At 47.1% G+C, this 14,762-nt stretch carries 12 protein-coding genes; 3 read left to right on the plus strand and 9 right to left on the minus strand.

Going from position 1 to position 14,762, the window contains the following annotated elements:
- Window positions 1-2: 2 nt before the first annotated feature.
- The 5 genes from NYE43_RS20325 to cydA all read right to left on the minus strand — a co-directional run bounded on the left by NYE43_RS20325 (window position 3) and on the right by cydA (window position 6,752).
- Entirely contained in the window at window positions 3-833 is an 831-nt protein-coding gene (locus tag NYE43_RS20325) for an NAD(P)H-hydrate dehydratase (protein ID WP_101859750.1), read from the minus strand.
- Window positions 834-918: 85 nt separating this feature from the next.
- Window positions 919-2,646 (minus strand): thiol reductant ABC exporter subunit CydC, encoded by a 1,728-nt coding sequence (gene cydC / locus NYE43_RS20330; protein ID WP_341062552.1) that lies wholly within the window; start codon window positions 2,644-2,646, stop codon window positions 919-921.
- Window positions 2,643-4,346 carry a thiol reductant ABC exporter subunit CydD gene (gene cydD / locus NYE43_RS20335; RefSeq protein ID WP_213418128.1) on the minus strand — a complete coding sequence of 568 codons (1,704 nt, stop codon included), beginning with the start codon at window positions 4,344-4,346 and terminating at the stop codon, window positions 2,643-2,645. The genes cydC and cydD overlap by 4 nt, the downstream gene beginning before the upstream one ends.
- Window positions 4,346-5,362 (minus strand): cytochrome d ubiquinol oxidase subunit II, encoded by a 1,017-nt coding sequence (gene cydB / locus NYE43_RS20340; protein WP_105954492.1) that lies wholly within the window; start codon window positions 5,360-5,362, stop codon window positions 4,346-4,348. The genes cydD and cydB overlap by 1 nt, the downstream gene beginning before the upstream one ends.
- Window positions 5,346-6,752: a cytochrome ubiquinol oxidase subunit I gene (gene cydA / locus NYE43_RS20345; RefSeq protein ID WP_024123352.1), complete on the minus strand. Its 1,407-nt coding sequence runs from the start codon at window positions 6,750-6,752 to the stop codon at window positions 5,346-5,348. The genes cydB and cydA overlap by 17 nt, the downstream gene beginning before the upstream one ends.
- A gap of 553 nt (window positions 6,753-7,305) precedes the next feature.
- Here cydA and cimH point away from each other — a divergent pair.
- The 3 genes from cimH to NYE43_RS20360 all read left to right on the plus strand — a co-directional run bounded on the left by cimH (window position 7,306) and on the right by NYE43_RS20360 (window position 10,728).
- Window positions 7,306-8,655, plus strand: a complete 1,350-nt coding sequence (gene cimH / locus NYE43_RS20350; RefSeq protein ID WP_326230454.1) for a citrate/malate transporter CimH — start codon at window positions 7,306-7,308, stop codon at window positions 8,653-8,655.
- A 123-nt stretch (window positions 8,656-8,778) separates the two neighbouring features.
- A complete protein-coding gene (locus tag NYE43_RS20355) occupies window positions 8,779-10,467 on the plus strand; it encodes a M56 family metallopeptidase (protein ID WP_341062555.1) in 1,689 nt (562 codons plus the stop codon).
- A gap of 57 nt (window positions 10,468-10,524) precedes the next feature.
- Window positions 10,525-10,728, plus strand: coding sequence for a hypothetical protein (locus NYE43_RS20360; RefSeq protein WP_258038893.1), 204 nt, complete (start codon window positions 10,525-10,527; stop codon window positions 10,726-10,728).
- 13 nt (window positions 10,729-10,741) lie between these two features.
- Here the strand turns inward: NYE43_RS20360 and NYE43_RS20365 are convergent, their stop codons facing one another.
- The 4 genes from NYE43_RS20365 to NYE43_RS20380 all read right to left on the minus strand — a co-directional run bounded on the left by NYE43_RS20365 (window position 10,742) and on the right by NYE43_RS20380 (window position 14,630).
- Window positions 10,742-11,581, minus strand: a complete 840-nt coding sequence (locus NYE43_RS20365) for a polysaccharide deacetylase family protein (protein WP_341062557.1) — start codon at window positions 11,579-11,581, stop codon at window positions 10,742-10,744.
- A gap of 99 nt (window positions 11,582-11,680) precedes the next feature.
- The gene (locus NYE43_RS20370; RefSeq protein ID WP_213418129.1) at window positions 11,681-12,409 is read right to left on the minus strand and encodes a ZIP family metal transporter; all 729 of its coding nucleotides are present in this window, start codon (window positions 12,407-12,409) and stop codon (window positions 11,681-11,683) included.
- A 110-nt stretch (window positions 12,410-12,519) separates the two neighbouring features.
- A complete protein-coding gene (gene msmX, locus NYE43_RS20375; protein WP_024123357.1) occupies window positions 12,520-13,617 on the minus strand; it encodes a maltodextrin ABC transporter ATP-binding protein MsmX in 1,098 nt (365 codons plus the stop codon).
- A gap of 119 nt (window positions 13,618-13,736) precedes the next feature.
- Complete coding sequence (locus NYE43_RS20380) at window positions 13,737-14,630, minus strand: PucR family transcriptional regulator (RefSeq protein ID WP_101859744.1); 894 nt, start codon at window positions 14,628-14,630, stop codon at window positions 13,737-13,739.
- Window positions 14,631-14,762 lie beyond the last annotated feature (132 nt).

Below are 14,762 nucleotides of genomic sequence, written 5' to 3' on the forward strand. Positions count from 1 at the left end.
TTTCATTCAAATCGTTTCCACACACGAGGCAACATGTCAGAGAGCTCGTGGGCGAGCAGCGTATGAGCAGAGTGTTCGTCAGTCCAAAGCTCGGCGCATGCACCGTGCAAGTATACGGCATTTAATACGGCATGTTTCGGGTCTTTGTGGCAGCAAAGCATGCCCAATATCATTCCCGTCAGTGTGTCGCCGGTTCCGCCTTTGGCGAGTGCCCCGTTTCCGGTCGAATTGCTCCAGCAGTCGCCATCGGGAAACGCGATGATGGTTTGATTTCCTTTTAACACGATCACCGTTTGCAGCTGAACCGCCCACTCCTTGGCATATTCTGCTCTTTTATTTTGTAAGTCTTTCACCGGAACCCCTGTCATTCGGGAAAACTCACCTGGATGCGGCGTAAGGATGACGGGCGCCTTCCGTTTCGGATACGTGCGCTTTGTCAGCGCCCCGGCATCCAAAATAACGGGGCAATCCTTCTCAAGGACATGATCAACGGCCTGCTGCACCCTCTCTGTTTGCGGAAGCCCCGAACCGATCGCAATTGCCCGGTACGTCTCTTCAAGGCCAGAGCCCGCCGCTTTTTCCCAGCCGTCACGCCAATACGTGGCCTCCGGCAGAACCGGAACGATCAGCGGGATCACGCTTTCAGACGTGCCGATGACAAGCTTGCCGAGACCGCTCCGCATGGCACCAAGCCCGGCTAAAAGCGCAGCGCCCGGCATGTCGTCGCTTCCCGCCAGCAGCAAAGCCGTACCGTACGTACCTTTATGGCTCGCTGCATCTCTTTCAGGGAGCGCAGCCCTTACATGCTCTTCCGTCCAAATCGGAACATTCATATCCATACCTCCTCTTATTATCTCTTCTTATTTTTCCTGCACTACTTCCTTTTCAAACAAAAAAGACAGCCCCAGAGGCTGTCTTTTATTTTACAGGAACGTCGAGGTGATAAAGACGGCGATACCGTTCGTTCGTCGCCAGCAGTTCCTCGTGTGTTCCTTCCATTTCTGTTTTTCCATTTTCAAGAAAGACGATTTTATCGGCTGCTTCCACTCCCGCCAAGTGATGCGTAATCCAAAGAATCGTTTTACCTTTCAGCACCTCAAACACGGTTTCCATCAGTTCGCGTTCCGTGATAGGGTCCAAGCCTACTGTAGGCTCATCAAGTATAATGATCGGCGTATCCTGCAGCAAAATCCGGGCGAGCGCGATCCGCTGCCGCTCTCCTCCTGAAAATCGGATTCCGGTTTCCTGAACTGAAGTATGATATCCGTCAGGCAGCGACTCAATGTAATCATGCAGCTTCACCTGCTTTGCGGCGCGGCGCACATCCTCGTCGCTCGCCTTTCCGTTTCCGAGCCTGATGTTATTCAAAATGCTTGTATCAAACAAGTGAGGCTTTTGATTTAACACAGCCACCGCATCAGCAATCTGATCCTTTACAAGCGCCGTGTCCACTCCGTTTAACGTTACCGAGCCTGAGTCAGGATTCAATGCGCCCTCAATTAATGCGAGTGATGTTGATTTTCCTGAGCCGCTCCGGCCGAGCAGCGCCATTTTTTCTCCTTGGCGCAGCGTAAAGGAAAAATGGTTCAGTACTTGGCTGCTGTTGTCATAAGAAAACGTCACATCACGAAACGCCAAAGTGACGTCTTTGAGATCAAGCCTGTCAGCCGCAGACTCTGTTTGTGAAGCCTCAGGCTGAGGAGCCACCTTGTTCATTCTTCTGATAGAATCCTGATAACCCGGCACTTCGCCCAAAGCATCAGAAAGCGGCAGAAAAGCTTCTGTCAGCGGGAACACAACAAGCACAAAGGCAGCAATCATCGTTTTGGCGAGTTCGCCATTTGCATGCTGCCCCGCCGTCCAAAACAGCATCAGCAAAATGAGGCCGGCGACAAGGCATTGCGCGGCAAAATCCCGCCATCTTGTAAAACGATGTTTTTTGCGTTCCAGCTCAAACCAAGCGTTTTCTTCTCTTTCATAGGAATCAATAAAAGCATGCCGGCGTCCGCTGAACATCCAGTCGCTGACACCCATCACGGCATCTGTGAGACGGCTGTACAGCACATTTCGCCCGCTTTTCAGCTTGGCATTCTTCGCCCGCGTCACAAGCAAAGACACGACCGGAAACAGCACAACCAGAACAAACAAATAAAGCGCCAGCAAAATGGCAAACGGCCAAGAGAAAAAGCCAAGCGCAATCACTGAAACAGCATACAAAAGCAAGGCTGAGATGGCAGGGAAAATGGTTTTTAAGAAGGCATCCTGCAAATGCTCAATATCCTCAGACAAAATGCCGAGCATATCTCCCGTGCGAAAACGGGACCGCAGCATCAAAGCGCCAGGCTCAAGCATGTTGTAAAGGCGGACGCGCATGTCTGACACGATTTTCAAAATGATATTATGTCCGATCAGGCGCTCCACATATCGTGACACAGACCGGGCGATCCCAAAGGTTCGAACGGCGACAATCGGCACATAAATGAGCAGGATGTTCTCCGGCCTTGTCGCCGCCTTTGAAATTAGAAACCCAGAAGTAAACATGAGAAAAGCAGCGGAAAAAATCGTTACCGCACCCAAAAAGACAACAAGAACAAACAGACGGGCATTTTGCTTGATATACGGCAGAATCCATTCTTCTTTCTTCATGCTCTTTCCCCCAGTTGTGCCTTCACGAGTTTGGTGTACACACCGTTTTTCGACAGCAATTCATCGTGAGTCCCGATTTCTGCTACCCTGCCTCCGTCCAGCACGATAATTTCATCCATATCGAGCATCCAATGGAGGCGGTGTGTCGCGAGAAAGACGAGCTTGTCATCAAATAAATCCAGCATCGTTTCTTTTATTTCATATTCTGTTTCGATATCCAGATGGGCGGTCGGCTCATCCAGCAGCAGAATCGGGCGGTTACCCAAAAAAGCGCGGGCAAGCGCGACACGCTGAGCCTGACCGCCGCTGAGCGCCCGGCCGCCTTCTCCGATCCGTCCCTCTAATCCTTCAGGAAGAGTGTTTACAAACTCCGTCAATCCCGCTGAGGAAGCAGCGCGGGCTGTATCTTCAGCAGAAGCGCTTGGGTGATAAAACCGGATATTGTTCGCCAGCGTATCATCAAAAATATAAGGATGCTGCGGAATATAGAGCAGGTTTTTCTGCCAGTCCCCGTCCTGCAGATGCGAACGGCTTGAACCATTCACACTGATAACACCGTCATCCGGCTCCAAAAATCCTCCGAGAATATCGATTAAAGTTGATTTTCCGGCACCGCTTGCTCCAATGATGCCGATTTTTTTCTTCCCTTTAAATGAAAGAGTAATATCAGACATCGCTCGGCCGGCTGAGACACCTGACAGCTTCAGTTCATCCTGATTGGACCATGTTTCAAGCTGAAGCGGGGCCTCTTCTTTGAATCCCGGCTGAGATAATATGTATTGAATCGTCTTGCCGGCTTCCTGACCATTAAGTGTCGCATGATAATCATTTCCCACTTCCCGCACCGGCAGAAAATATTCAGGTGCCAGAATAAGCGCTGTTAAAGCGGGGCCAAGCAAAATATCGCCGTCAATCAAACGCAAGCCTAAAAACACAGCAACTGTCGCCACCGACAGCATCGTGAAAAAATCGAGAGCAAATGAAGATAAAAACGCCACCCGCAGTGTGCTCATTGTCGCTTTGCGATACCGCTCACTGACGTGGAAAATGTTTTTGCTATGCGATTTGCTCAATCCTAAAAAACGCAAAGTCTCCAATCCGCGAAGAGAATCAACGAAATGGTTGGACAATGTCTGGTATGATTTCCACTGGCGATCCGCTTTTCGCTGTGCGACAAGGCCAAGAAGAATCATAAAAATAATCAGAATCGGCAGGGCCGCGACTAAAATAATCGCAGAAGTCCGATCCTGAAAAAACACGTAGATGACAACCGCAGCCGGCACAATCGTCATGCTGACCATTTTCGGCAAAAACAGCTCTAGATAGCGGCGGAATTGGCTGATGCCTTCCATCGCCAGCGTCACCATTTGCCCCGTCCCCTCTTTCTTTGCAAAGCGGGGGCCTAAGCGGAACAGCTGATCGAGAAATCTTTTCCTCAAATCAGCTCCCGTCCGGGCGGCATAATGATAGACGATTTTCTGACGCGCCACTGTCACCCCGTGCCGCGCGACAAAAGCGATGAGGAAAAAGCCGATCACCGGAAACAGGGAGGCAATGCTCTTCCCGTTGAAAAGCCCGGTTACAGCTTCACTCAGCCACTCTGCCTGCATGATAATAGCGGCTGTCTGAATCAGCGTTAAGCAAGTAATCACGGTGAGAATCCGCTTCATTCCTTTATATCGAAACAGGTCTTTTCCCATTAATAAGTCATAGGCTCCTTATGACTGACGCGCTTCCGGAAGACATAATAGCTCCAGATCTGGCTGCCGATTACAAACGGCAATAGCGTTAATGCTGCAATTGACATGACTTTTAGCGAATAATCACCGGAAGAAGCGTTAGCTACTGTTAAATCGAACGCGCTTTGAATCGAGCTGACCATCACCCGAGGGAATAATGAAATGAAAATCATTCCTACGGTCAGAGCAAGCCCCGCGCCTGTCATCGCAAATGTCCAGCCGTCTTTTTTCTTGCGGATGAATAAAGCTGCAAGCATAAAGCAGATGACAATTAAAACAACAAGCGGTATTGTAATCTCGCCGCGGCGTGTAAACATGTCTGTCTCATAAGCAGAAAGGGCCGCGAAAGCAAGCACCGCCACAAAAACAACACCCATTATCTTTTGCGCCATTTGTCTGGCGCGCTGCTGCAAATCACCAATCGTACGCAGCGTGATGAACATTAATCCATGCTGGAAGCAAAGAAGTGTTACGGTCACGCCGCCTAGTACAGAATATACATTTATATAATCAGATAAGTGCGCGTGAATGTTCATATCGGCATCAATCGGCATACCGCGGAATAATGTCGTAAATAACACACCGAGCACAAACGGAGGAATCAGACTGCCGAAGAAAACCACCCAGTCCCAAACCTTTACCCATTTCAAATGATCAACCTTGCCGCGGAATTCAAACGCGACCCCGCGGCCCATTAACGCAAGCAGCACAATGACAAACGGAATGTAATAACCGCTCAGCATTGTTGCATACCAGTTTGGAAACGCCGCGAAGATAGCACCCGCACCAGTCAAAAGCCATACTTCATTCGCGTCCCAGAACGGTCCGATCGTGTTGATCAGCACTCTGCGCTCTAATTCATTATGGCCAAGAAAACGGGTCGCCATGCCGACCCCAAAATCAAAGCCTTCCAAAAAGAAGAAACCTACAAACAATACAGCAACGAGTATAAACCAAAGATCATGAAGAGATGCCATGGTATACCTCCTGACTAAATGGATCTGTTGATACAGGAACATCATGATGATCATCATGCTCCGCGCCTTTTTTAATTTCACGGATGAACAAGAAGACGAGCAATGCGCCCAAAATCATATACATCACACCGAACGCGATGATTGAGAATAACAGGGAGCCCGCCGTTACGTTAGGCGACACGGATTGAGCCGTTGTCATTAAACCCATGACCGTCCAAGGCTGACGCCCGATTTCTGTCATAATCCAGCCCGCAGAGTTTGCAATAAACGGGAAGGAAATCAATGCGATCATGATGCGCAAATACCATTTGCTGTTTTCCAGCTTTTTGCGGCGGTTTAGCCAAAGGCCGCCTAACGCAGCAAGAATCATAACAACACCTGCTCCAACCATAATGCGGAAACTCCAGAACGTCGTTTTGACAGGCGGAATATAGTCGCCTTTTCCGTACACTTTTTCGTACTCTGCCTGAAGTGTTTTCATTCCTTTGACACTGCCGCTGAATTTTTGATAAGCCAGATAGCTCAATGCGTAAGGAACTTTGATTTCATTAGAGCTCTTTTCATTTTTCGTATCAATTGTGGCAAAGGCCGTCCAAGCAGCAGGGTCGCCGCTGTCTTCCCAAAGCCCTTCACTGGCAGCCATTTTCATTGGCTGTGACTCCATCAAGTGTTCAGCCTGCATGTGTCCGCTAAGGCCGACGCCAAGGCCTGCACAAAGCCCGACAATCATTGCGAGTTTGAAAGATTGTTTAAAGAATGGCACTTCTTTTTTCTTTAATAGTTTAAAAGCACTGACACCGGCGATAAAGAAAGCCCCGGTGGCAAGCGCACCGAAAATGACGTGCGGGAATTCAACCCAAAGCTGCGGATTCGTAATCAGCGCGCCAAAGTCATTCATTTCCGCGCGGCCGTTTTTGATCGTAAAGCCGACCGGCTCCTGCATAAAGGAGTTCGCTGTTAAGATCCAGAAAGACGACATAATCGTTCCGAATGACACGAGCCAAATGCAGAGCGCATGAATTTTTTTAGGCAGGCGGTCCCACCCGAAAATCCATAATCCGATAAAAATAGATTCCATGAAAAACGCCAATAATGCTTCAATCGCAAGCGGCGCGCCAAATACATCTCCGACAAAACGGGAATAATCAGACCAGTTCAGTCCAAACTGGAATTCTTGTAAAATTCCCGTAACAACGCCGACTGCGAAATTTATTAAGAATAAGTGTCCCCAAAACTTCGCCATTTTGAGGTACAGCTCATTTTTTTTCACAAGATAAAGAGTCTCCATCAATGCAACCATAAACACAAGCCCGATAGACATTGGCACAAACAAGAAATGAAACAACGTTGTTGATGCAAATTGAATGCGGGCTAATACTAATTCACTCATGCTTTATCCTCCATTTCCGGTTGAGAATGTTATATTGTTCACTACTTCACAAGCAGAACCGAAACTTTGATCAGTATTTCACAAAATAGACGAAAAAAATATTGTTCAATATTTCACAAATACGTCAAAAAATCGTCCAATATGATTCAAGATTGCCAGACTGACGAATGGCACGATCTTTAAATGGTTCATATTAAGTACTTTACAACGATCTGCTTCAAAAATAAAGCCCGAAATACCTAAAAAGTCCCACAAGATGTGACGGATTATTGTCTATTTTGTTGCTGATTTATGACGGCTGCTAGGATAAATGACCCTTTATTATCGTACATCAATGCCTCGCTCCTTGCGAATAAAATGCTTGACCGGCATCAGCACTCGTTTCTCGGCACTCCGGCACATCCGGAATTTAGTCAGAACGTCTCTTTTCATCTGAATCATAAAGATGAAAAAGTTTGAATAGTAAATTTTTAATATATTAATAATTTCAATTTTTTAGTATACTTAACATAGTGAACAATTTCACTGCAACAAGAATAGGGGAGGTTTTTCAATGGGAGAGCTTCAAACTCAATTGCAAATGCAAACGGATACAATTCACGAAGGGGTTCGAAAAGAGAATTGGTTTGCGAAAGCTATGAATATAAAAGTAGGCATCATACCGCTTCCTGTATATGCCCTGCTGTTTATATTAATTACTATTTTTGTATTGCATCACGATGTGAAAAGCGACATCTTGACATCCATTGCCGTTATGGCGTTTTTCGGATTTACCTTTGCCCAAATCGGAAAATCGATACCGATTGTGCGCTCTATCGGCGGCCCGGCCATCCTTGCTACTTTTATTCCATCTGCTGTCGTCTACTATCACCTGCTGCCAAATGATATTGTCAAATCCACCACGGAATTTACAGAAAACTCAAACTTTCTTTATTTGTTTATTGCCGGAATTGTTGTCGGAAGCATCCTCGGCATGAAAAGAGAAACACTTGTAAAAGCATTTATGAAAATTTTTATACCGCTTATCGCCGGTTCTGTCGCGGCCGCCATTGTGGGACTGGCTGTCGGTACATTGCTCGGCCTCGGATTTCAGCACACCCTTCTGTACGTCGTGATTCCTATTATGGCTGGCGGCGTCGGAGAAGGCGCCATTCCTCTATCCATCGGTTATTCCGATATCATGCCGATGTCTCAAGGGGAAGCGTTTGCACTTGTTCTTCCATCGATCATGCTCGGCAGCCTGTGTGCGATCATCTTAGCGGGCCTGCTCAACAGAATCGGCAAGAAAAAACCGGAATGGACCGGCAACGGTAAAGTTGACCGTTCAGAAGATTCACCTGCGCTGGAGGAATCGCAAAACGGCCTGCACATGTTCAACCTTTCTCTGTTTGCGTCCGGCGGAATCCTTGCCGTTTCCTTGTATTTGGTCGGTATGCTCGCCCACGATTTTTTCGGTTTTCCGGCCCCTGTTGCCATGCTGCTGTTAGCTGTTTTGATCAAGCTGTTCAGACTGGTCCCTGCCTCAATTGAAAACGGCGCGTTTGGCGTGTCCCGCTTCTTTTCAACGGCAGTCACCTATCCGCTGCTCTTTGCAATCGGCGTGTCTATGACGCCGTGGGACAAGCTTGTTGCCGCCTTTAATCTCAGCAATATCATTACGATTCTGTCTGTCGTAGTCACAATGATGACGGTCGGCTTTTTCACAGGAAAATGGCTGAACATGTATCCGATCGAAACAGCCATTATTAATGCGTGCCATTCAGGGCAAGGAGGCACCGGTGACGTTGCGATATTAAGTGCCGCTGAAAGGCTTGAGCTGATGCCTTTTGCCCAGGTGTCTACTAGAATCGGCGGGGCCATCACAGTGTCCTTGACCTTATTGCTGTTACACCAGTTTTATTGATACGCTGCAAGCAAGTTCTTCGTATAACGAAAGAGCTTGCTTTTTTGCATTTCCGTGTTTTTACAAGTTCCTGCCGCATGCTATAGTAATAGTTGGAAAGATTACGATAGAAAGGACTCTAGCATGCCTATGGGAACCAGTCTTTTTCTCTTTATCATTCTCGGGCTGGGCATTCAGCTGATATCAGCCCTTGCAGCAAAGCTTCTTCCGGCATTAGAACTCTGGATTGATATTGTTCTTTGGATCGGTGCTGCTAGCTTTATCTTCTCTCAACAGCCTTTCTTAGATGGCATCGTCTCTCTGGCATTGATGTTCACCAGCTACTGGACCGCATTGGATCTGACTGTGCCCAGCAGTGTTGAAAAACCATCAGGCGATTGGCAGGAAATTGAGCTTGCAAGAGACCACACACGCCTCCTCTCAGACATTGCTCTGACTGTCATTGTGTTTGCGGGCGCTATTGTTTTCTTCATTTACGGGCCTGACACCAGTGTTCTAAAATATGTGATCCTGTTCGGTTTCATCTCAGGCGGCGCGGCACTGGTAAAACGCATATTAAATTTTCTAAGTGTAAAAGTCTTTTATTCATCGTCTTTAGAAACATGGCATATCAGCTCACGATATGAAACCCGCACCTACCCGCTTTCAGACCTGAAAGACATCCGGCTTGAATCGACGGCAGATCTATTAAAGCTTCATCCGCTTTTGACCATGTATTCATCCCGGCTCGATATGACAACAAGCTTTCAGCAAGTCATAAGGCTCTCTCTTCCAGGAGAAACGCTGTTTCTGACCGTAAAAGATCCTGAAAAGTGGAAAGCGATTCTCGGGGAATTTCTAGATTCCGAAACCAAAGAGGAAACGGTTATTGCTGTCCTGCCGATTTATCATCGGAAAAATGTGAAACGGCTTTTAGGTAAATTTTATTTTGCTGTAAGCGTAAAAGGGATATCTGCTTACGCCATATTGGTGCTCGGTTTATATGCCTTACACGCCTCCCCTTGGGTTATGGCTGGTGCCGTGATGTTGTACTGGGTTTTGAATATGTATCTATCTGACCGGGTGCTGCGGACGGCAATGGATGCCAGGCCTTGTCTGAATTCAGACGTTCAGGCAGCGGCAGATAAGATTTTTAGAAAAGCAGGCATTTCGCATGTGGAGATATACGAAACGGATAGCGAAGAATACAACGGCATGGCAGTCGGAATGAATGTAGGAAGATCAATGGTGATTCTGACAAGCGCTACATTAACCCTTCCGCCGCATGTCATTGAGGGTATTCTTGCTCATGAAGCTGTTCATATTAAAAAACGTGATGTGCTGTCCATGCAGCTGTTGCGCTTTTTATACCTTGGGGCAGTCATCGGGATCATTCTTTTACTTGAGCATTACATCGCTCATCCCGGCGCTTACAAAATCGCACTTTGGGCGCTGATCATGGGAATCATCATTCTATTTCAGCTTTATCAGTCATTTTGTTCCCAATGGATGGAGGTCCGCGCCGATCACATTGGCGCTTCATTGCTGGAGGGCGGATACAGGCAGATGGCCGAATCCTTAAAGATCCTGGCGGTTCGCCAGGATGAAGATCTGCAAAAACAAAACACCTACTGCTCTGATATAGATGAAGACGAAGTTAAGGTGAACTCTCTCATCCGGGATAACAGCTGGCTTTTCAGAATCATAGATTTTCAGTTTTCTCCTCATCCGCCTATGTATTGGCGTGTCAGCGCATTGCTTTCAAACAAAGGACACGGCATGGTCAAGCGCTGGCTGAGAGATCGGCTGAAAGAATCCATCTCCCTTAAATGAAACTTTTCAGGCTTCAAAACGTATGAAAAATAACTGTTTAAAGGGGGACGCCATATGATTGTGATTCTTATCGCTTTGATCTTCGGTATGATCGTCATTTATCAATCGGCTCGATCAACCGCTTCAGAAAACAAAGGACGCCAGCGGGCGGACAGCGGTTTTTTCGGATTTTCCGATGGCGATTCCCGCCATGATGGATGCGGCAGTGACGGAGACTTCGGGGATTCCGGCTGTGACGGCGGAGGGGGCGGCGGCGATTAATCGCCGCCATTTTTTATTTCATCGACTCGATGTACGCGCCAAATGACGCCCCTGACATTCCCGGGGATACACGTACGCGATGGAGGGCGTACATCCCCTGATCTCTGGAGGCTGCTCCCGGTTCAGTCGTCACTCCCATTTGATAACCGGTTTTTTCAGCGGCCTTCAGGGTATCTTCGTTGTAGCGCCCAACCGGATAGCTGATGATGGCGGTTTGCTGATCGAACATCCTGTCAAACAGCTTTTTTGAATCTGCCATTTCGCTATGCTGCTGCTCTGGCGTTAAACCGTTCAGCTCAAGGTGGTCAATCGTATGGCTTTCAATCGATATGCCATGCTGTGACATTTCCTTCATTTGATCCTCTGTCAGATGATGTTTATGTCCAATCGATTTGCCGATCATAAAAATCGTCGCCTTCATGCCATACTTCTTTAATACCGGATACGCGTCTTTGTAATTATCGGTGTATCCGTCATCAAACGTGATGAGCACACATTTCTCACTCGGCTTCTTATCCTGAGTCAGCATGAGATACGCCTCTTTTGGAGTTAATGTCTGGTAGCCGTTATCGTGCAGCCATTTCATATGTGCCTCAAATTCTTCCTTTGGCACACGGAGGCTGTTGCCTGAAGAGATGCTGTGGTACATCAAAATCGGCAGCTTTGCCGGTTTCTCTGTTTTGATCCATGCGGATGTATCATCTTCTTTTTTTTGCACATGTATTGTCTTTTCTTCCGGTTTCTTTTGTTCCGCTTTTGGCATCTGCTGCTCTGCGATTGCTTCTTTTTCAGCGCAAGCGGCAAGAGTCAAACAACTAGCCAAAAGAAAACTGCTTAAGATAAAACGTTTCATCGTTTTCCTGCTTTCTGTCTATTTCTTCCTTCTTTTCATCGGTTGATTTGCGGAATTTTCAAGTGAAAAAACCAGACATGTAGCCATGTCCGGTGCAGATTAGGAAAACTGATTCAAAATCAAAGACGTTAAAAGACCAAGAGCAGCAATTAACCCTGTCATCGGACCGCTGTCTTCATATGCCTCGGGCATCATCGTGGATGCAATCATTGCAATGATTCCTCCGCCCGCAAAAGCGGCGATTGCCGACATCATCTCCTCAGGAGCGCCATCGAGGAAGTAATATCCTGACCATGAGGCAAAAATAGAAATCATCAGTACCGCCGCCCAGAGCAGCAAGATTTTCGCCTTTGAATATCCGCTGTTCTTCATGCCGGCCGTGCTGGACAGCCCTTCAGGTATATTGCTGATAAAAATCGCAATCACCAAAAGGAAGCTGACAGATTGTTTTTCAAGAAGGCTGGCTCCAATCATAATAGATTCGGGGACAGCATCCATGATGGTGCCGATAAAAATCGCGATCCCCCCGCCGCCTGCAGCTGCTTGTCCCGATCTTTTTCTTTGAGACGCGCCTCTTTTCGAAACCGCGTAATCAAATAGGGTAAACACGACAGCGCCTGCTATAAATCCGGCTCCTGTCGAGACAATTCCGCCATTCTTCACCGCGTCCTCAAGAAGTTCATAGGCGGCAGCGCCGATTAATACCCCTGTGCCAAAAGCCATGATATAACCGATGATACGCTTGCGAATCGGGAGAAACATAGACGCCAGCGCACCCAGCAAAACAGCAGAGCCGGAAATCCCGCCCCACATCGCCGCATTCCACATTTCTATCTCTCCTTTCTACAAACCACTACCCGCCGCGGTTTTTGCTGTAAACCTTGAGATAGAGAGGGAATGCAAAAAACCGGACATCGCTCCATGTCCGGTTCTCCAGCTTAACGGATTCTGATTTCTGTTTCACTGTCAAAGAAATGGCCTTTATTCATATCAAACGCAACTGTCAGCTCATCCCCTGACTGAATATCGAGACGGGCGTCGATCCTCGCAATGAAATCCTGGTTATCGATTTGCGAATAAATCATGATCTCAGACCCCAGCAGCTCCGCAACATTGATTTTCGCTTTAATTGAAGAGCTCTTATACGATTCCACGACAATCAATTCATCATGAATATCCTCAGGGCGGATGCCGAAAATGACTTCTTTGCCAATGTAGCCTTTTTCCCTAAGCACCTTCATTTTCCCCTCCGGCACACTCAACACGGAAGTACCGATTTTGATTGTGCCATCAGACAGCTTCCCTTTGAAAAAGTTCATCGCTGGTGACCCGATAAAACCGCCCACGAATACGTTTTCAGGGAATTCGTATACATCCTTCGGCGTCCCGATCTGCTGGATTTTGCCGTCCTTCATGACCACAATCCGAGTCGCCATCGTCAATGCTTCTGTCTGATCATGCGTGACATAAATCGTAGTGGTTTGCAGCCTCTGGTGGAGTTTAATAATTTCCGCTCTCATTTGCACCCGAAGCTTTGCATCCAGGTTTGACAAAGGCTCATCCATCAAGAATACCTTTGCATCCCGCACGATCGCCCTTCCCAGCGCAACCCGCTGTCTCTGCCCGCCTGATAGCGCTTTAGGTTTGCGGTGCAAATATTCTTCCAGCCCGAGAATTTTAGCGGCTTCCTCCACTCTTTTTTTGATTTCAGGCTTCGGCATTTTGCGGAGCTTCAGCCCGAATGCGATATTATCGTATACCGTCATATGCGGATAGAGCGCGTAGTTTTGGAACACCATCGCGATATCCCTGTCCTTTGGCGCCACATCATTTACCCGTTTTCCTTCAATATAAAAATCGCCTTTCGAAATTTCCTCAAGTCCTGCGACCATCCTCAGTGTCGTTGATTTTCCGCAGCCGGACGGGCCGACAAATACGATAAATTCCTTATCCGCAATGTGAAGATTAAAGTCGTCTACCGCCGCTTCCTTCTGATCATAATATTTATAAATGTGCTCCATCCGCAATTCAGCCATCTAACATCCCCCTTTAGTATTGTAAACGCTTTCTTTAATCAAGTGTATCAGCATTTATCCAACACTGAAATGGGCAGCATTCATAAAATCACACGGCCGTTTTCGTGCATATTTCCAGTTTATTCTGAACCTTCGCTTTGCAGGCAGATAAAATACGCAAGCAGAGCGCCTGTATACGTTTTAATGTCTATTCCTGACCGCTCGATAAATTTATCAATCCGGTACTGCAGGCTGTTGCGGTGCAGATGCAGTTTTTTCGCTGTTAATGTCACGTTTGAGTTGTTTTCAATAAACAGCTTGATTGTTTTTCTCAGCTCAGGTTCATTTTCAAATAATAGCTCGGCTTCTTCACTAAGCAGTGATTTCAGCTGTTCCTTTTCTTCCTCCAATAATAAAAAAGGGAACATGATATCAAACGTCACACGCTGAACCTGCGGCAGCCGCTTTTCAGCAAATAGAAAATACGTTTGTTCACGGGCATAATGTTTCCGTAAGCGCTCATCCGTTTCATAAAACCTTCCGGCGTAAAAACGGACACTGAAGTAGAAATCACTTTCAAGAACCCTTGCGAGCGACTCCAGTTCGTCTTTCCCCGCTGCCGCTTCACTTTCCTGCTCGACAATCACGCCTCTGTCCTCATGCATCCAAACGATCACAAAAGACACCGGCCAAAAATGGCGCATCGCTTCCGCAAATGATGCCCGTTCAGTTTTGCCGATCAAATGAAAATGAATGAACCTTGTCCTCTTCTTGATATTCGGCGGCACTTCTCCTTTCGAGAATAGAAACGCAAACCACCTGTTTTCTTCCGGCGATTTGAGAGACATGTGATCCGCCTCTTCCGCTAACGTTAAAAATGACTGGAGCAGCAATGTCTCCTTTTGGCTGATCTCCGTTTTTGGGATCGAGATATATTTCTGACTGTTTTCATCAAAAAAACACAAGCAGTCTTCCTTTGGACAAAGCTTGTCAGACACAATCGAACCGGGATAAATAGCCAGCAGCGACTTCATATGGTCTCCTCTCCTATGTAAGGATATGTATTTTCAGTATAAGGCGAAATGCACATGTTCTCCAGCTTCTTTTCGTATTAGATGGCCCTCTTTCGTTTACAGCAACGGCAATCAAGAGGATATGCATGAACT

Source organism: Bacillus sp. FSL R5-0434, assembly GCF_038004745.1.
GTDB classification, from domain to species: Bacteria; Bacillota; Bacilli; order Bacillales; family Bacillaceae; genus Bacillus; species Bacillus halotolerans.